The sequence below is a fragment of the Enterovibrio baiacu genome (genome assembly GCF_004120195.1).
In the GTDB taxonomy this organism is placed as follows: Bacteria; Pseudomonadota; Gammaproteobacteria; order Enterobacterales; family Vibrionaceae; genus Enterovibrio; species Enterovibrio baiacui.
This window is the reverse complement of the sequence record NZ_SCHN01000007.1, coordinates 172,562-191,521: the sequence shown is the minus strand read 5'-3', so window position 1 is coordinate 191,521 and position 18,960 is coordinate 172,562. Positions and strand designations below refer to the sequence as shown.

Sequence of the window (18,960 nt, the reverse complement as noted above, 5' to 3'; positions counted from 1 at the left end):
AGGCGTTTGTATCCTACCTATTTCACATCAACCACACGGCTGGCTTTTTTGTATTGAACACGCCAGCCTTGCCATGTCGGCAATTCCCACCGTTTTGGCCCCTCTTTTCTAAGGCCACTGTGATGATGAAGAACCACCGTTCGTTTCGCTTTGTTGTATTCAACCGTCAGATTTAACTGAGCGAGTTGGAGTGTGAGTGGGTATTTTTCGGCAAAGTCATCAAACTCCCAACCGGGAATGCCGTCGAAATGAAGATCACTGCTGTCGAGAAGAAGTACATCTTCCGCAGATTCCACCCCCAAATCGGTAAGTACTTCTTCAAGCCACGCTTGGGCACTGACGTTTTGCGTCGATGTTTTGCTCTCAAGAGATTGGTACAGGTTCCAATAGGTTACCTGTCGAGTGATTGCCGCTCCCGCACCTTCAATGAGCTCTCCCGAAAGAATACGCTCGGCTAACGCTGCGATCAGGCTGTCTCCTTCTGCTAGCCTCACGGTTTCAGCAACAACACGACCGGCATACACGGTTTGAACAAGGTCGACGAACTGCCCATCTTGCTCTTGTCGCTCACCAACCTGCTCATCACCTAACCCCGCCTGTGCAATCGAACCGAGTGAAATAGAAGCCATACAGGTAGCGTATGACGTGGTTTGCTTTGACCCTTTTCCCGCTAAGTGAAACTGATCAAAGATGATGGCGGCTTGGGCTTTATCTGGAAAGTCACTATCGCGACTAAGTACGGCTTCGCTTATGCCATTCCCGAATGCTTGTTGTCTTCGCGCTCGGCGAACAAAAACCAACTCTGGCGATACCTCCATCACGTTCGTTAAAAAGGCATCGCGCCTAAATCGACTCGCGACTTCTCGCTGTGGCAGCGCTAATGCTTCACGTAACGAGGCTGAAAGTTGTTTCGCTTCTGCAAGAGCAAGCGTATCTACATCAATGATATCGGGTTGTTCTTCTCGAATGACCGCCAACGATGTGACAACGTCACATTGATGTTTATTCCATTGGCTAAACGCATCGAGGGCGTCGTCTCCACCTTTTCGCTTCCATACCTTTTGTGGCGTTTGAAGCATTGCGGCGAGATCACACATCGCTTCCTGATTACTTTTATCCTTCATGCCCGAAATAAGGTGCGCGAACAAAGCATCGATAGGCAGTGGGTAAAGGGTATTTCCATGCGGTGTTATCTTCCCTGCCTCATCAATCGCCCCCATCGCACGAAGGCGTTGAACGCCTGTAGCCCAAGACTTTTCCGGCAATATGCTGAGTAATGGCAAGGTGTTAAGCGGATAACCGCACGCTGCGGCGGCAAGCATGGTTTCGGTGAGCTCTTCGCGCTCCAGCTAAGGCGGGGTGAACGCTTCTAATGGTGCATGCTTTCCATACATACGGTCGCAATACCCCTCAGTCACACGACCCGCGCGCCCTGCTCGCTGTTTTGCGCTAGCACTGGAAATAGCATGAAGCGCCAATGCAGTTCGACCGTTACGTTGATGTGTTCGCCGCTCGAGTCCAGAGTCGATGACAGTGACAATGCCGGGAATGGTAAGTGAGGTTTCTGCCACATTGGTGGCAAGCACAACACGTTGAACATGGTCAGACTGAGCGTTAGCGTGAGAACGCCGATCTTGCTTAAAAGATGGATGAAGTGCTCTGTGCCTATCGTGATCAGATACCGACGCATGCAAAGGAATAACCTCTGCCTCAATGCCCTTTAGTGTCGCCTGACATTGATTAATTTCTTTCTTCCCCGGCAAGAAAACCAACACATCACCGCCTCGCGCCAATGCATCAACAACAAGGGCCTTAATACGAACATCCAAATCTCGTGCAGTCGGCATAAACTGTGGGTCTCGAGCGTGGTGAGACACTGTGACACCGTAACTCCTACCGACGGCTTTTAAACATTCTGCATCAAAATAGGTCGCAAGTTTTCCCGCATCTAAGGTTGCTGACGTTACGATCAGTCGATGTTGCTCATATTTGAGTAATAACGCTGCGAGCAAATCCATTTCAGCGCGACGCTCATGAAATTCATCGATCATCACCACATCAAAATCCGCCAGTTTGTTTTCGCTAAACCAGCGAAGCACGACACCCGGCGTCGCAAACACAATTTCGGTGTTTTCAGTAAACCGATGGTCAAACTTAATGGCATAACCAACCTGTCTACCAACCGAAGTCGAAAGGCTTTCTGCCACAAACCCCGCAAGTGAAGTACACGCAACACGTCGAGGTTCAATCACTAACACACGGCCAAGCGTTCGCGCCCAAAGTGGCACCCGTGTCGATTTTCCCGTTCCCGTATCGGCTTGAATGATCACATTACGCCGAGGAAGCACACGCGCTATCTCATCACGAAGAACATCAATAGGGAGTGGAAATGAAAAGTCTGGTTGCATGGGGAGATCTTGTAACACTTCGAATGGTTCGCAGTGTATCGCAAAGCGCCGACGAAGAAACATTCCAATGTTCGAATAAGCGTCGCTAACCCCTGAATTGTGTTGTTCTAACTTTCTCATTGTGATTCAAACGCTAATGTTTGAGGCCATTTTGTATGTATAACGCGTTAAATACGCTACACCGCCGCTTCTTTTGCCAAAAGAAGGTTGAACAGTAGCGGACTTCACCACTACACTTTCAGCACATCGTTAGCCCTCTGTTTGCTTGTTTCCTTAGCTGACAGGCAAAAGTGATAGACCCAATAACCAAGGGTTAACGTATTCATAAAATTCTGAAAGATTTGAGTCGTACTTAATAATGCATAATCAAAAACGCCCTCTGTATATCCCCTACGCTGGTCCAGCACTACTCGAAACGCCGCTACTGAACAAAGGCAGTGCGTTTTCCGTTGAAGAACGTATGTTTTTCAACCTTGAAGGCCTGCTACCAGAAGCGATTGAATCCATTGATGAGCAAGCAGAGCGTGCCTACAAGCAATACAAGCGCTTTGAAAATGACATGGATAAGCACATTTACCTGCGCAACATCCAAGACACCAACGAGACGCTGTTCTACCGTTTGGTGAACAACCATGTCACTGAAATGATGCCAATCATTTACACGCCAACCGTTGGCGCGGCGTGTGAAAACTTCTCGAACATTTACCGTCGTGGCCGTGGTCTGTTTATCTCTTACCCAAACCGTTTCCGCATCGACGAAATGCTGAACAACGCATCACGCCATAACGTGAAAGTTATCGTTGTGACCGATGGCGAACGTATTCTTGGTCTTGGTGACCAAGGCATCGGCGGCATGGGCATTCCAATCGGTAAACTGGCGCTTTACACCGCGTGTGGTGGTATCAGCCCGGCTTACACCCTGCCAATCGTATTGGATGCGGGCACGAATAACCCGCAACGTCTTTCTGATCCAATGTATATGGGCTGGCGTCATTCCCGCGTAACGGGCCAAGATTATGACGATTTCATTGAAGAGTTCATTCAAGCCGTTCAACGCCGCTGGCCTGATGCGCTAATCCAATTCGAGGATTTTGCACAGAAGAACGCCATGCCATTGCTGGAGCGTTATAAAGATCGCGTTTGTTGTTTCAATGACGACATCCAAGGCACTGCAGCCGTGACGGTGGGTTCATTGATTTCAGCCTGTAAAGCAGCAGGCACAACGCTATCTGAGCAGCGCATTACCTTCTTGGGCGCTGGCTCAGCTGGTTGTGGTATTGCAGAAGCGATCATCGCGCAAATGGTGTCAGAAGGCATCAGCGATGAAGAAGCGCGTGAGCGTGTGTTCATGGTTGACCGTTGGGGCTTGTTGGTTGATAGCATGCCAAACCTGCTCGATTTCCAACAGAAGCTGACGCAAAAGCGTGATGCGTTAAAAGATTGGGAAGCGGAAGATCAAAACCTTTCTCTGCTAGACGTTGTGAAGAACGCGAAGCCTACCGTGCTTATCGGCGTTTCTGGTGCGCCAGGTCTGTTTAGTGAAGACGTGATTAAAGCGATGCATGAGCACTGTGCGCGCCCTATCGTATTCCCACTGTCTAACCCAACCAGCCGCGTTGAGGCAACGCCGTTTGATATCCTACGTTGGACGAATGGTGAAGCATTGGTTGCAACGGGCAGCCCGTTTGATCCTGTTGTGCTTGATAACGGTCAAACCTACCCAATCGCACAATGTAATAATAGCTACATCTTCCCGGGTATCGGTTTGGGTGTGCTGGCTGTTGATGCGAAACGTGTGACTGACGAAATGTTGATGGAATCAAGCCGTGCGCTGTCTGAGTGTTCGCCACTGGCGAAAAACGGCACAGGCGCCCTGCTTCCGCCACTGGAAGAAATTCACGATGTGTCTAAGCACATTGCGCTAGCAGTTGCGAAGAAAGCGATTGAACAAGGTGTCGCGTTAGAGCTCGCAGAAGACGCACTGAAAGAGAAAATCGACGCGATTTTCTGGCAACCTAAATACCGCCAATATAAGCGTACATCGTTCTAATAAAAAAATTAGCCGCAAGCGCCCTAGCTTGCGGCTGTTCTCTTTGTCATTTACGTTCCTTTGTTATAACCTGCTGGTTCATCACAGAAATAAAGCCTCGTCTATTTGCTCATGTCTTTTCGTAAATTCGCCATCACCACGATTATCCTGATTGTCGCGTCTGTACTCAGTATTGCGTCGATGGATCTCTGGGTGTCATACCAAGCGAAAGGAAGGATTTACACCTCCATCGATCAGACGCCAGCGCGTCATGTTGCCCTCGTACTTGGCACAAGCAAATACATAGGCAAGACCAGAAACCCGTACTACACCTACCGCATTGACGCCGCCCAAGCGCTTTATCAAGAGAATAAAGTGGATGTGCTTTTGCTCAGTGGCGATAACGCCCACCGTTCTTATAACGAGCCATGGACGATGAAACGCGACATGCTTAAAGCCGGTATTCCAGACGAACACATTGTGTTGGATTATGCAGGGTTTAGAACGCTCGATTCGGTGATACGCGCGAGAGAGGTCTTTGATGCAGATGAATTCACCATCGTCACGCAAGCCTTCCACTGCGAACGCGCTCTATTCATCGCTGACCATTACAATATTGATGCTATTTGCCTTGCTGTTCCGAGCCCGAAAGGCTTAGCCGGTCTGAAAATTCGAAGCCGAGAAACCTTAGCACGCGTGAAAGCCTTGCTTGATATCTACGTGCTGGATGTTCAGCCTAAGTTTCTTGGCCCGAAAGAAACGATATCTGTTGATGGGCTCAATACACACAACCTTGCGCCTTCTGAAACAGAGCCAACATCTGTACCTGAAACCGAAACCGAAAAATCAAACACAGCCAGTACGCCGGATACACAATAAACACCCGCCACCTTTCTGAATGACGGGTGGATTTACACCCATTTCTAACTTTCCCCATCTCAAATTTAAACACCAAAGCAACACCTTATTAATATTGTGTGTTCACGCCCGATTTGCTCACCCTGTTCTGCGCATAATACTTCCGTTCTCAGAGTGATTAGCTCTAACAATTACAAAAATAACCCTACATACCCATAAAGGAAGTCGATATGACAGCATTAACTATTGCTTTCAAAGATTGGCTGTTTAACAGAAATAGCCTGATTTTATTAGCGGACATTGCACTTTTCGCAGTCCTATTAAATGTATTGCCCTACGAAAAAGACGTTGTTATTGGCTTGAGCCTGCTTATCTTCATCGCAGTGTTATGGCTAACAGAAGCTTTGCATGTCAGCATTACCGCACTCATGGTGCCAGTGCTTGCAGTAGGCTTAGGTGTTTTCCAAACACCCGCGGCGATGGCTAATTTCGCCAACCCGATTATTTTCCTTTTCCTTGGTGGCTTTGCACTTGCCGCGGCGCTGCACGTTCAAAAACTCGACCAAGCCATTGCAGACAAAGTGTTGATCGTTGCGAAAGGCAAAATGAGCGTGGCGGTGATTATGTTGTTTGGTGTGACAGCCGGCCTTTCTATGTGGATATCAAACACAGCAACAACGGCCATGATGCTGCCATTGGTGTTGGGCGTGCTTAGCAAAGTCAACGCCAAACAAGAACGCGGCACCTATGTTTTCGTATTACTGGGAATCGCTTACTGCGCCAGTATCGGCGGCATTTCTACCATTGTGGGCAGCCCGCCAAACGCCATTGCAGCAGCAGAAGTTGGTTTGAACTTTGTTGATTGGATGAAACTTGGTTTACCGATCACCATGGTACTACTCCCCGTTACCGTCGGCTTGCTGTATGTCCTCACCAAGCCAAACCTAAAGCACACCTTCGAACTCGACCACACACCTATCGAATGGAACAACAGCCGTCGTCTAACGTTGTTGATTTTCGGCCTTACCGTGTTTTGCTGGATTTTCAGTAAGCCGATTAACCAAATGTTAGGGGGCTTGAGTAAGTTCGACACGCTCGTGGCAATCTCCGCCATCATATTGTTGGGTGCAACCCGTGTGGTGAAATGGAAAGACGTTGAAAAATCGACAGATTGGGGTGTATTGCTTCTGTTCGGTGGTGGCTTGTGTTTAAGCAACGTATTGAAAGCCACAGGCACCAGTGTTTTCTTGGCAGAATCACTCAGCGGCTTCTTGTCATCAGCAGGCGTATTCTTCACCTTGCTCACTGTGGTTGCCTTTGTGGTGTTCTTGACTGAGTTTGCCAGTAACACTGCCAGTGCCGCCTTGCTTGTCCCTGTATTCGCAACCGTCGCAGAAGCGCTTGGCGTGTCTCCTGTCGTACTGTCAGCCTTGATTGCGGTCGCCGCTTCCTGTGCCTTCATGTTGCCCGTCGCGACACCACCAAACGCCATTGTGTTCGCATCTGGTCACATCAAACAATCTGAAATGATGCGTGCAGGTGTCTACCTGAACGTTGCTTCGATTATCGTGCTTGCGATATTCGCATGGATTTTCTGGTAAACGCCAAACCTTAGTCGCAAAAGCATGTGTTTCAACTGACGCGAAAGATTTAAACAAAAGTGGCCCCATCGGCCACTTTTTCTTTTTCATCTACTTATTTCACATCCTGACCAGGAAGGTGTTGTGAATCACACATAGATCAACATGTTGAATTGTTTCATTGATTTTTCAGCGTTACACTGAGTGCTCGAATGATAAAAACAAGAGACAATCATGCCATTTGCTGAAATTACAGGCTGGGGGAAATGTCTCCCGCAGGCTGAACTAACGAATTCTGATCTAAGCACTTTCATTGAAACTTCTGACGAATGGATTTCGTCGCGCACCGGTATCAGTGCTCGTCGTATCAGCCACGTCAACACGTCTGAATTAGCAACCGTCGCAGGCAAACAAGCCCTCGCAACAGCAGGCATTGAAGGTTCGGATCTTGATCTTATTATCGTCGCCACGTGCTCGCCTGATACATTAATTCCCAACATCGCCTCTAAAGTTCAACTTGAGCTTGGCGCGAAGAAAGCGGCTGCATTTGATTTAAACGCCGCCTGTACAGGCTTTTTGTATGCTTTAGAAACAGCGACACGCATGATCCAAGCTGGCGCATATAAGCACGCCTTGGTCATTGGTGCAGAACGCCTGACGTGGTATCTCGATTGGAGCAAACGTGATACTGCCGTCTTGTTTGGTGATGGTGCAGGTGCCGTTATCCTAAGCAAAACAGACAAAGAAGTGGGTCTACTTGAAGCGCAACTCGGTTGTGACGCTGAGGGTCGCGATGTGCTGGCCATTCCAGAGTTCGGCACGGGTATGCCACGTTTTGCGCAAGACAATGGCTACTTTGAATTCAATTTTGTGGGTCGAGAGATCTTCAAACGTGCCGTAAAAGGCATGGGTTCTGCAGCCGGTGCTGTGCTTTCTCGTGCAGGAAAAACACCGGAAGGCATCGACCTTGTGATTCCTCACCAAGCGAACAAACGCATCATTGAAGCGCTGTGTGACCACGCCAAGATCCCACTAGAAAAAGCATTCATCAACATTCACAAATACGGCAACACCTCAGCCGCGACGATTCCTATCGCCCTGTGTGAAGCGGTTGAAGAAGGCCGAGTAACACCGAACAGCACTCTGCTTATGGCTGCCTTTGGTGCTGGCTTGACGTGGGGTGCCGGTGTTTTACGCTGGGGTGACCGCGTAACGCCAATCAACACCAGTGATGCCGCTTTGCCTGCATCCGATGCAACCGCACTCGAATTGTTGAACGAAGCGATTACTTGTTGCCAAGAAAACGCAAAGCGTCGCGCAGAGTAATTGCGCAACGTTGAGAGACAAAAAAGCAGCCTAGGCTGCTTTTTTTATTATGTTCTTCAGTCATCTGATGACGACTTGAACCCTACGCGGTAACCAGCACATCGGAAAAGACTTCCACACGATTTCTACCGGACTGCTTGGCCTGATACAGGGCGTCATCAGCATCTGCCAACATACCCGCCACACTGTCGTTCCTGAGCGATGCGACACCAATGCTGCAAGTCATCCGCTCACCATGAGGCCACGTATTTTCTTCAAAACGGGCACGGATTTTTTCTGCCAAGAATGACGCTTGCGCCACGTTGCGATCAGGACAGAAGAACACGAACTCTTCGCCCCCCCAGCGAACGGCAATGTCCGTCGACATAGAGCGGTTTTTCAATAAGGTGGCCACTTCAATCAGAATACGATCCCCCATTTCGTGACCGAAGGTATCATTGATGCGTTTAAAGTGATCGATATCGATGACGAGGGCCGTGCATTCTCGACGGTCTTTCCGAGACATGGTTTTCTCCAAGTCGCGGTGTACGTTCATGCGGTTTCTCAATCCTGTCAGCGGATCAGTTGTCGCCATGATGGACAAAGTTTCACTTTGCTGTTTCAACTGCTCGTTGATGGTAAGAAGACGGTCACTGCGAACACGCTCTTCTTTGTACACCTTGAGGCTTTGCCAGTATTTCACGCAAAGAACGATGAGTGCAGCAACGAGCCACATGGTCGTGAGGTTCTTAAATAGCTGCGCTTCGGAAATCATCACACCCTCAAAGCGAATGCTCTGAATGGTTAATCTATGCTCGCCGATCACTGGTGCGCTTCCTGTGGCAATTTCAATCACAGACACATTGGTCAATTCTGAGCCCGCATGTTCCAAAGGCACGGCCAGATCCGAGATCCACCATGACAAAACTTGGAATGCTTTTAGCGGCAGAACAGCTTCTGTGTTTTCCACTGTTGGGTTGTATTCCAAACCATTGAATTTTAGAGACACAGGATCGTCAACCGACGAGTACGCGTCGTTGTAATTTCTCAGGTAAACACGAAGACGCTGATCCGGCTTAGGCGCGAGGTAAGACCCTTCAATGACCATAGAGTGATAATGTGTGAGATCGATACCATCACGAATGTCATCGCTTAGGCTGATCGCAACTTCGCAATATGGCCAACGGTGTTGTTCACCGAGATTACACCCCAAGGTGACGGATTTATCGGCATTGTGCGTAACAGCACCAATGGTGTTTCCGCCTACGCCTTTGTCATCAATATACCGATACTGCACGTCGTCACCTGAAATGACGTAATGAGATGCAGCACCACCAGCATAGAACCAAACAACAGCAGATAAAGAAAATATAAACAGGATGAGCATAGCGAACATGGTTCGCGAGAATTTCCGATTCAAAACAGGCTTTTTACTCTTAAAGTGGCAACAAAAAATAAACGAAAAGTGAACGGTAAGAAGCTCTATTTATTATGTGTACCGAACCGTCTCCACACACCAGGCAGAGGCCTATCTGTGCGAGAGGTTGGTCATGGGCTTTCTTACGAACGAAAAAGCACCGAACATCCGTTCAGTGCTTTTCGTACAATGGTGACGTTTTGGTGTGGATTAGCGCTTAATGTTTAAGAACGCAGCCCCACGAACGCCACCAGAGTCACCATGTTTCGCTTTGATGATCTTTGGAGGATTAGAGATCGAAAGTAGGTATTTTGGCAAGCGTTTTGGCATTTCTTCATAGATCAATTCGAAATTAGATAAACCACCACCCAACGCGACAACATCTGGGTCAATTCCTGTAAACAAACCAGCAAACACCATGGCGAGCATTTCCATGTAGCGGTCTACGAATGCAACGGCTTTTTCTTCGCCATCATAATACTCAGTGATGATGTCGATGGCTTTCTTTTCAGTCTGGTAATAATGCGCGTACAGCATTTCAAAACCACGGCCCGACAAGTAATTATCAATACAGCCTTTGCTTTCACAGCCACAATCAAAAATGGGTGCGTTTTCACCAAGGTGAAGCCATGCATCAATTGGCATACGCATGTGGCCAAGCTCGCCAGCAACATTGTTTTTGCCTGAGACGACTTGTCCGTCGATGACGATGCCACCGCCAAAGCCAGTGCCTAAGATAAGACCCAGCACCACTTTTTCGCCTTGAAGAGATTCGTCCCACGCTTCAGAAAGTGCAAAACAGTTTGCATCATTGTTCAGCGCTACCTTACGGCCAATTTTTGCTTCAAGGTCAGCACGTAACGTGCGTCCTTTTGCTGCAGGGACATTAACAGTAAGAACAGTGCCATCCTCTGCTTTTTCGATACCAGGGATACCGATGCCAACCGACCCTTCACAATTAAACTGCGCGTCGTACTTAGCCACCAGCTCAGCGAGCGTCTCAATTAAACGTCCATAGTCATCACCCGGCGTCGGCACACGTTCTGTTGCCTGTCGCTTAAGATCACTATCAAAAGCGCCAAACTCAATTTTGGTCCCACCCACGTCAAAGCCGTAATACATCCTTTACTCCATTGTTCCAAATTTTATATTTTGCAGTAATGTAGGAAATTATCCCTATTTCACAGGGTTATGAATGTGATTAAAAACAAAATAACCCCGAGATACGGGCTTTCCAAAACTCACTACTGAGAAGCTGCTCGCAATTCCCTTGCGCACAGAAAAACTGAATAACCGTATTATGCCACTTCACAGCGCGCAACAACGTCTTTATAACGATCCAGTGCGCCTGGAACGGGTAGCTGACGCTGTTTTTTGCCCGTTAAGTAGTGCTCTTTAAACACATCAAACCATGCATCCAAACAATCCGCAGTTTTCGCATCACCTGCCAGCGCAAGCACTTTTGCAGCCACTTCCGCCGTCGCTAATTGCCCTTCGCCACATGCTTCGCGCATTTTGTAGCGAGAAGCATCGTCTGCCTTAATACTCAACACAGGCAAGGCATCCATCCAAGGACTCTTTCTAAATATCTTCTTAGCTTCCGACCAAGTTCCATCTATTAAAATAAATAGCGGGCGTTTGCCTTCCGAAACCACAGGCGTGCTAACCACACGTTCTGGTGTCGCGTATTGTTCTGGAAAAATCACAAAAGGCTGCCACTTTGGGTCTTTGATGAGGGTCAGCATGTCTTCATTGGGTGACGTACGCGACCAAATGTAGGCGTAGGTATCTTCAACAGCATCAGCAATTAAACGGCCAGTATTGCTTGGCTTGAGTACTTCATCGTCATACATCACCAGCAGAAATCCCGCATGGGATGCGCGTCTGACATTGTGCGCGCAGATACAAAGATGGGCATTCACCATACAGTGACGACAACGCTCAACGCTTGCACCACGGGCGCGAAAAGGCTTGGTCGATTGTGCCAAACGTTCATCGTAAAGTCGGTGTATTGCGTGGAGTTTCATTGAATACGCCTAAAAAGAGTAAAGGCGCATTTTAATGGGGGATTTGAGAGGTGCAACCTCTAACTACCCAGAGACAAGGTTTCCGAGCTACCCTTCGCGCCCTATTGGCGCATTGTGTGCTCGTCGCGCAAAGGTTTAACAGAAATCGAACAAGGCGCTAGGCACATTCAGAAACAACGGAATCGAACAGGTTTTTCACTAATCCAACGTACTCATCAAGGAAGTTGATCTGGGCAAACGTCGGCTTTTGGTGCCAAACAGAACTCAGAATTTCTTCCAAGTCATCGACTACTCTGTCTGCCTCCGACATCACCTCGAAGCGAAGCTTCTGTGGCATATCTTTGTTTTGCTCACAAATCATCATGATTTGCGACGCAACGAGCTCATGAACAAGTTCATCAATCGTCTCAGATCCAACCTTGTCATCATTGGAAGAAAATACGCTCAAACTTTCAACAAAATACTCAACCAACGCAGCGTATCCATCTGATTCAACGACCATTATTTCCTCCAGAACAACAAATGTGCGTGCAATTTTATTGTCTTTGCACAAGCATTGGTATCTTTTCTTCGTCGCATGTCACTTTTATGGAACATATGTGCACTAAGCAGCATAGCAACAACTAAAGTATATGATGCCAAACCGAGTTGATCTTTTTGAATGACCTAATCGCCATCCAGCAGCAACTCGACGCGTCAGTAGACACAACGAAGAGCAACCACCCTCTCACCCATTTCAGTGAAAAATCACACTGAAAAGACTTCTAAGGGCAAGGTTCGCCAGCAAGGAAAAGAGATGACTGAGCAGAACATCCAACGGGCCAATCAATTCCCGTTTTCAAAAAGTATTGTCGGTAAAGTAGGCCTGATCATGGCCGCAATGACACTCACCGCAATGCTCCTCTCCGTATCCACCTACGTCATGCATGACAACGCCAGTACGGACACCACAAACACCAGCCGATTAGAAATCCCGAGCGCCCTCCTTTCTGTCTCCATGTTGCGCTACGCCGGTGAAATGAACAGAAGCATGCTCAGTTACGCACTGGGCTCGAGCGCGTCTTTGGACACGTACTACCGAAACAAGAATCAATTTGAAGTCTCTCTTGAAGAGTTGCAAAAGATTCACGGTCCCGATAACGGGAATTTGCAGCGCATCGAAGAGGTGTATCAGTCCCTGTATCTGCATATTCGTTCAGAAGTGATCGAACAATATAACCCCAAGAGAGAAACATGGGCACTCGATGAAAAAAGGTATATCTCAACATCTATCGTTACCGAACTTGACCGAAAGATCAGCGCCCTCGCCTCTCAGGACGATGTGAATGGCGGGTTGAGTGAAGAAGACCGCCAGCATTATCTGTGGCTTCTTCGAGAGCAAACCGATGACATGCGCTCTTCGCTCTTCTTTTACCTCAGCGGCGAAGCCTTCAAACGAGAGCGTTTCGAACGCAACAAGCAAAGCTTCCAAGAATACCTCGCGTTATTGCAAGCCAATGCGGGCAGCATAGGTGAAAAAGAGAAACTCCAAGATATCTCAATCATCTATCAAGCTTTTTACAGCCGCATCGAAAGTGTCTTTGACAGCTACAATCCTTACAGCAAACAACAAGCTATCGCGTCTTTGAAAGTCATCAGCACCGAAGAATACAAAGTGCTCGAAACTGCCCTCACCGAATTCTCTCGTGAAACAAGTTTCCGCGCCGCCAACTCGATGGCAAGCCTACATAAAGTGCTTAAAACCAATCAGCTGTCTTTCTTTGCCTTGTTTGGCATCATGACACTGGTGAGCATCGTGCTGACGGTCTACATCTATAAACGCGTCACACAGCCTATCGCGCGGTTGGCTGACACCATGCTGAAACTGTCCGATGGAAATACCGAGATTCCTATCCTCTATAAAGAGCGCCCCGATGAAGTTGGGCAGATTTCTCACGCACTCAGCTCATTCCGCGATCACATCATTTCTCGCAACCAAGCAAGAGAACAATTGCTCTACCAAAAAGAGCGAGCTGAATCAGCGTCAAAAGCCAAAGCACAGTTCTTGGCGGCTATGAGCCATGAGATTCGTACCCCAATGAATGGCGTGATCGGGATGATAGATATCCTCCGCCGTTCGAACCTCGATTCAACGCAAAAAGGCGTCGCTAACACAGTTCGTGAATCGGCCTTGTCATTGCTGTCTATAATTAATGACATTCTCGATTTTTCACGGATTGAAGCAGGAAAGATGCGGATTGATGAAGTACCCCTTTCTATTCGTCATATTACTGAACAGGTAATGGACAACCTCACGACAGAAGCCAACGAAAAGAACGTATCACTGATGTTGTTTGTTGACCCCCAGGTTCCCAGCTCTCTACTGGGTGACCCAACACGAATCAAACAGATACTGTTTAACTTGATCGGTAACGGCATAAAGTTCTCAGGTGGTCAGCCTCACGTGGGTGAAGTGCAGGTTTGGATAAAAAGCAGCGCAGACACCATCAATGAAAAAGGGAAAAGCGCCGTGCCGATTTCCATCGAAATCAAAGACAATGGCATCGGTATCAGCGCCGATAAACTGGAAAGCATTTTCAGACCATTCACACAGGCCGAGTATTCCACCACGCGTCGCTATGGCGGCTCAGGCCTTGGTCTCGCGATCAGTAAAAACATCATTTCGCTGCTCGGCGGCAGTATTGATGCACGCAGTGAAGAAGGCATTGGTTCTACGTTCTACGTGGATATTGCCCTGCCGCGCAGCAATACAGTCAACCTCCCTGATGACAGCAACATGTTACTGCTTACAGAAGCAGCTAAAACACTGACCGATGTTGTGTGTCTCAATACGCTTGAAAATGGTCCTTTAAAGACCAGTATCGATAGCTATTTAGATAACATGAACATTCGCAACCAAACGGTCTCACTCGATATGCTCCACCAGCACAAACTGACCACCACCAGCGGTGATACCAAGTTTGTGATCATCTGTCGTGATTACTCGCAGGCGAAGCAGCTGACCGCGCCTTTCATTGCGGCAGCGAACAACATCCGATACCTCGAACTCGATATGTCGTTACCCGTTCATCGGTACGAAGGCAAAGACGTGTTCGCAATTTATGCATCGCCTATGAAGCTTTCAACACTTCTCAGCGGATTACGCATCTGTATTGGCCTTGAAAGCCCCGACTACCCTGTTGTTGACACCTCAGGCCGTGAAGCCTTTATAGAGCGTGTTTCTGAGCACCGTGGCACCGTGTTGGTCGCCGAAGACAACATCACCAACCAAACCGTGATAGAGAAGCAGTTAACCTACCTCGGCTACAAAGTGGTCATGACTGCTGACGGTCAAGACGCGCTTCGCGCCTATCGACAACAACCTTTCACCCTCGTTATTACTGACTGTCACATGCCTAACATGGACGGTTACGAACTGACTCGATCGATTCGAGTCATTCAAAAAGAACGCAATGAATTCGTCCCTATTATCGCGCTTACCGCCAATGCCCTTGTGGGTGAAGCGGAGCGTTGCATCGAAACCGGCATGAATGATTTCATCGCAAAACCGGTAGAAATGGACGTGATTCAGAAAGTCTTGAACAAATGGCGTCTGCAAAGTCGCCCTACTGATGAGCATCTCTCTATGGCCAATTCAGACTCTATTGTCGATGGTGGCCAGTCTCAAACACCATCGAACACATCTCTCGCTCAACACGATGAACCGAACACGCATTCTTCACAAAACATGCCTCCGATTGCGCCTAACGCAAACACGGCACCAACGAACACAGCCTCGACCTGTGACAGACAGACCAGCGACATGGCGCCAATGGAGCTTGAACCCAGTGTGCTGAATAAACTCTTCTGGGGAGACAAAGCCACGTATGACGAAGTGCTCGGTGAGTTCCAGAAACACTGCATTCCAGAGCTTCAGGAAATGGCCAATGCGTTGCCACCTTATGATTACAACACCCTCAAAGACACCGCACACAAGCTGAAAACCTCGTCCAGAAGCATCGGGGCGCGAGACTTGTCTGACACCTGCAAAGCATTGGAAATTGCAGCGTCTGAACAGAGTGGCGACGTGGATGAGCTGGTGAAGAAAGTCGGGATACAACTGCTGGCTTGCGCAGACGCAGTTAACATTAAGCGTCAGTTTTTGGCAGAAGCGTTGCAACAGGACAAAATTAAGGCCTCATAACGGCCAGAATTCAGCAGATTTACCAATTTAGTGCCACACTTGTATGGATGTTCCGCATACAAATCAAGTGGGTTAACTATGAGAAAAACAAAAATCGTCACGACGGAAGATATTCTGCTGAAGCTTTGTCAGTCCGTTACTGCAGTATTAACAAAAGCAACCGACTCTCAAGTTCACCATTCTGCAATGGTGCAAAAGATCACTAAGACGAGCCTGAAGCCAGACTTTGGCTGTTTTGTCCTCTTTGATGGAGGATTCTCAGGGCTCGTCGTCATCAACTTTGATGCAAAAGCCGCACTCGAGCTGTACACCAAGTACATGTCCCATATGGGCATCCCAAAAGAAGAACTTGCCACCCTGCATACCTCTGATGAAGTTGCGGATGTGCTCGGCGAGCTCATGAACCAAATCGTCGGTGACTTTACTGGCAAGATCAAACGCTCTCTGCACACAAATATCACGCAAAACCAGCCTAAGATGATGGCAATCAATAAGAACATCAATGTCACCGTCGACAGCAACATTGAACGCCCTCAAGCGCGCCGTGTGAGCTTTGATACCGAAGATCACAACATCTTCTATCTTGAGCTTTCAATGGAACGCACGGAGTTTATCCAACTTGAAGAGTTCGAAGAAGGCGAAGAAGTTAACCCTGACGCGATCCTTGAAACCGAAATTCTCAAGCAGCTCGAAGGCAAAGACGCCTCGAAAAAGAAAAAAGCCGCAGCCTCTGATTCCAACTCATTGATGGATGATCTCGGCATATAAGGCAGCATGAGGAAGGCGGTTTCGACCGCCATTCTACTGTTTCAAACCGCACAGTGACTGCGCAATACGCCATTTCAAACACATGATTGGGAGACACAAACATGGAACGTCTTGATATGTGGTTTGAGAGCATACAGCAATGGTATGAAAACAAAGAAACGCGACAGTTTGATTCCCTCGCGAACCTTTTGTCTGCTACTCCAACCACCCTTTTCTCTTCACCAATCACGCAGGAAAAGAGCGATGCCATCGCGTATTTTGTCGATGCCTGCAACCTCCTGCAGCGACACTACCAACATACCGACCGCGCCGATGATGCTTACAGCTACATGCAGTTTTGTTATGCAAAGCTACAAGCACTCGCATCCGACACGCAAGCGGAAAGTGACGTGAAACGGTGGAGCCTCAAAAAGCTCGATCAATGCATCGTTACCATGATGGAGTTTTGCCAACACCAAGGCGAGGACAGTTGGCTGCGAGAGAGCGAACAATTGGTTGAGCTTCATATCTCTTTCATGCTTGGCCAAAATGAACGGAACCTGCATTTGGCTCAAGGTATTTAGCCTTTAACCGACAGCAAAAAACCGACCACGAGGTCGGTTTTTTATTATCTATTCGGCAAGAGATTACGCGCTCACTGCTCAGTGTTTATGCCGTCTGCGCAACCTTGTTTTCAGTCGTGGTTTCCGATTGTTTCAGTGCCGCGTACAAGAAGCCCGTCACCAATGTACCGGCCAGAATCGCGCCTACATACAAGAACACGGGCGTGATGGCATTCGGAATAAAGAGCACAAACATACCGCCGTGAGGCGCCATCAGTTTCGCACCAATCAGCATAGACAGTGCACCCGTTAACGCACCACCCGTCATACATGCAGGGATAACACGCATTGGATCGCGCGCTGCAAACGGAATCGCACCTTCAGAGATAAAACACAGACCAAGAACAAACGACGCCTTACCCGCTTCGCGCTCTTGAGGGTTAAATTTACGTTGTGCCAATAATGTTGCTAAGCCCATGCCCATCGCAGGCACCATACCCGCCGCCATGACTGCCGCCATCGGCGTGTACGTAGAAGAGGCCAATAGACCAACACCAAAGGTATATGCGGCTTTGTTAACAGGGCCACCCAAGTCAAAACACATCATTGCACCGAGGATCACACCCAGCAATACAGCATTGGTTGAGCCCATGCTATTCAAGAACGCGGTAAGGCTGTTCATGATGCCAGCCACTGGGCCACCCACCACGAAAATCATCACTAACCCCGTCACCAAACTCGCCAGCAAAGGAATGATCAGAATCGGTTTCAATGCAGACATGGAGTCTGGCAGCACTAACTTGTCGGTAATGAACTTCGCGGTGTAGCCCGCCAGGAAGCCCGCCACAATACCGCCAAGGAAACCTGCACCTGTTGAGCTTGCTAACATACCGCCAATAAGACCTGGCGCAAGGCCCGGACGATCAGCAATCGAGAAAGCAATAAAGCCCGCCAGCACAGGGACCATCAACGCAAATGCACTCGCACCGCCGATTTCCATCAGTGCGGCAGCTAATGTGCCTTCTTCTTTAAATGCCTCGATGCCGAAGACGAACGACAGTGCAATACACAACCCACCCGCCACAACCAATGGCAGCATGTGGGAAACGCCCGTCATGAGGTGTTTGTAAGCACCTGTGCGCTCTTGCTTGTTGCCTTGCTCAGATTTCGCGCCGCCGTGCTTATATATTTCCGCCTGTTCAAAAGCGGCGGCCAATTCTTGCTTGGTTTTCTTCAAAGCAGCACCCGTGCTCGTACGGTAAACGCGTTTGCCGTCAAAACGTGCCATGTCGATTTCAATATCAGCGCCGATGAACACTAAGTCTGCTTCCGCAATCTCTTCTGCGGTTAACTGGTTTTTCGCCCCCACAGAGCCACGGGTTTCAATTTTCACCCACATGCCTTGCGCACGTGCTTCTTCATCCAGCGCTTCTGCTGCCATGAAGGTGTGAGCAACACCCGTAGGACATGCCGTGATACCAACAATACGCTTTTGTGCAGAAGTGACAGATTCCGTGCTGACTTCCGTGTGCACATAAGGTGTCGCATTTGATGCGGCAGTTTCCAACAGTGCGGCAGCATCTTGATAAACAGCGTCTACCGATGCTTGATACACCTTCTTACCTGCAAAGCGCGCCATATCAGCAACGGGACCCACTGCAAGGATGAACTCTGCGTTGTCGATAGTTTCCAACGACGCCTTTTCAACGGCTTTAACGCGCGTTTGGCACTCGATAGAAACGGGCCACTTTAACGCTGAGGCGGCTTTCTCAAGCAAACCTGCTGCAATGATGGTATTCGCTATACCGCTCGGGCAAGCTGTAATGATGACTGCTTTCATCTG

General features: G+C 48.5%; 12 protein-coding genes and 1 pseudogene. 7 read left to right on the top strand and 6 right to left on the bottom strand.

The features are described from left to right. Positions 1-17: 17 nt before the first annotated feature. A pseudogene (locus EQP46_RS24600) lies at positions 18-2,408 on the bottom strand (DEAD/DEAH box helicase). Positions 2,409-2,766: 358 nt separating this feature from the next. Between EQP46_RS24600 and EQP46_RS05675 the strand changes: the two are divergent. The 4 genes from EQP46_RS05675 (at position 2,767) to EQP46_RS05660 (ending at position 8,201) form a co-directional block, all read left to right on the top strand. Continuing rightward, entirely contained in the window at positions 2,767-4,458 is a 1,692-nt protein-coding gene (locus EQP46_RS05675; protein ID WP_129492723.1) for an NAD-dependent malic enzyme, read from the top strand. 111 nt (positions 4,459-4,569) lie between these two features. Continuing rightward, the gene (locus EQP46_RS05670) at positions 4,570-5,316 is read left to right on the top strand and encodes a SanA/YdcF family protein (protein ID WP_129492722.1); all 747 of its coding nucleotides are present in this window, start codon (positions 4,570-4,572) and stop codon (positions 5,314-5,316) included. Between the two features lie 209 nt (positions 5,317-5,525). Continuing rightward, positions 5,526-6,896: an SLC13 family permease gene (locus tag EQP46_RS05665; protein ID WP_129492721.1), complete on the top strand. Its 1,371-nt coding sequence runs from the start codon at positions 5,526-5,528 to the stop codon at positions 6,894-6,896. A gap of 213 nt (positions 6,897-7,109) precedes the next feature. Then, complete coding sequence (locus EQP46_RS05660; RefSeq protein WP_129492720.1) at positions 7,110-8,201, top strand: ketoacyl-ACP synthase III; 1,092 nt, start codon at positions 7,110-7,112, stop codon at positions 8,199-8,201. An 82-nt stretch (positions 8,202-8,283) separates the two neighbouring features. On the opposite strand, the gene EQP46_RS05655 is transcribed toward EQP46_RS05660, so the two are convergent. The 4 genes from EQP46_RS05655 to EQP46_RS05640 form a co-directional block, all read right to left on the bottom strand. Next, on the bottom strand, positions 8,284-9,576 hold the full coding sequence (locus tag EQP46_RS05655) for a GGDEF domain-containing protein (protein ID WP_240671669.1): 1,293 nt from the start codon (positions 9,574-9,576) through the stop codon (positions 8,284-8,286). Positions 9,577-9,807: 231 nt separating this feature from the next. Further along, positions 9,808-10,719, bottom strand: coding sequence for an N-acetylglucosamine kinase (nagK, locus tag EQP46_RS05650; protein ID WP_129492719.1), 912 nt, complete (start codon positions 10,717-10,719; stop codon positions 9,808-9,810). A gap of 176 nt (positions 10,720-10,895) precedes the next feature. Continuing rightward, complete coding sequence (locus EQP46_RS05645) at positions 10,896-11,624, bottom strand: tRNA-uridine aminocarboxypropyltransferase (protein ID WP_129492718.1); 729 nt, start codon at positions 11,622-11,624, stop codon at positions 10,896-10,898. Between the two features lie 157 nt (positions 11,625-11,781). Continuing rightward, positions 11,782-12,126 carry a DUF3802 family protein gene (locus EQP46_RS05640; protein ID WP_129492717.1) on the bottom strand — a complete coding sequence of 115 codons (345 nt, stop codon included), beginning with the start codon at positions 12,124-12,126 and terminating at the stop codon, positions 11,782-11,784. A 294-nt stretch (positions 12,127-12,420) separates the two neighbouring features. Here EQP46_RS05640 and EQP46_RS05635 point away from each other — a divergent pair, with 294 nt between their 5' ends. The 3 genes from EQP46_RS05635 to EQP46_RS05625 all read left to right on the top strand — a co-directional run bounded on the left by EQP46_RS05635 (position 12,421) and on the right by EQP46_RS05625 (position 17,138). Continuing rightward, positions 12,421-15,807, top strand: a complete 3,387-nt coding sequence (locus tag EQP46_RS05635; RefSeq protein WP_129492716.1) for an ATP-binding protein — start codon at positions 12,421-12,423, stop codon at positions 15,805-15,807. Between the two features lie 78 nt (positions 15,808-15,885). Beyond that, entirely contained in the window at positions 15,886-16,575 is a 690-nt protein-coding gene (locus tag EQP46_RS05630) for a DUF3334 family protein (RefSeq protein ID WP_129492715.1), read from the top strand. Positions 16,576-16,676: 101 nt separating this feature from the next. Further along, complete coding sequence (locus tag EQP46_RS05625; RefSeq protein WP_129492714.1) at positions 16,677-17,138, top strand: hypothetical protein; 462 nt, start codon at positions 16,677-16,679, stop codon at positions 17,136-17,138. 85 nt (positions 17,139-17,223) lie between these two features. On the opposite strand, the gene fruA is transcribed toward EQP46_RS05625, so the two are convergent. Then, positions 17,224-18,957 (bottom strand): PTS fructose transporter subunit IIBC, encoded by a 1,734-nt coding sequence (gene fruA / locus EQP46_RS05620; protein WP_167482751.1) that lies wholly within the window; start codon positions 18,955-18,957, stop codon positions 17,224-17,226. Between the last annotated feature and the right edge of the window lie 3 nt (positions 18,958-18,960).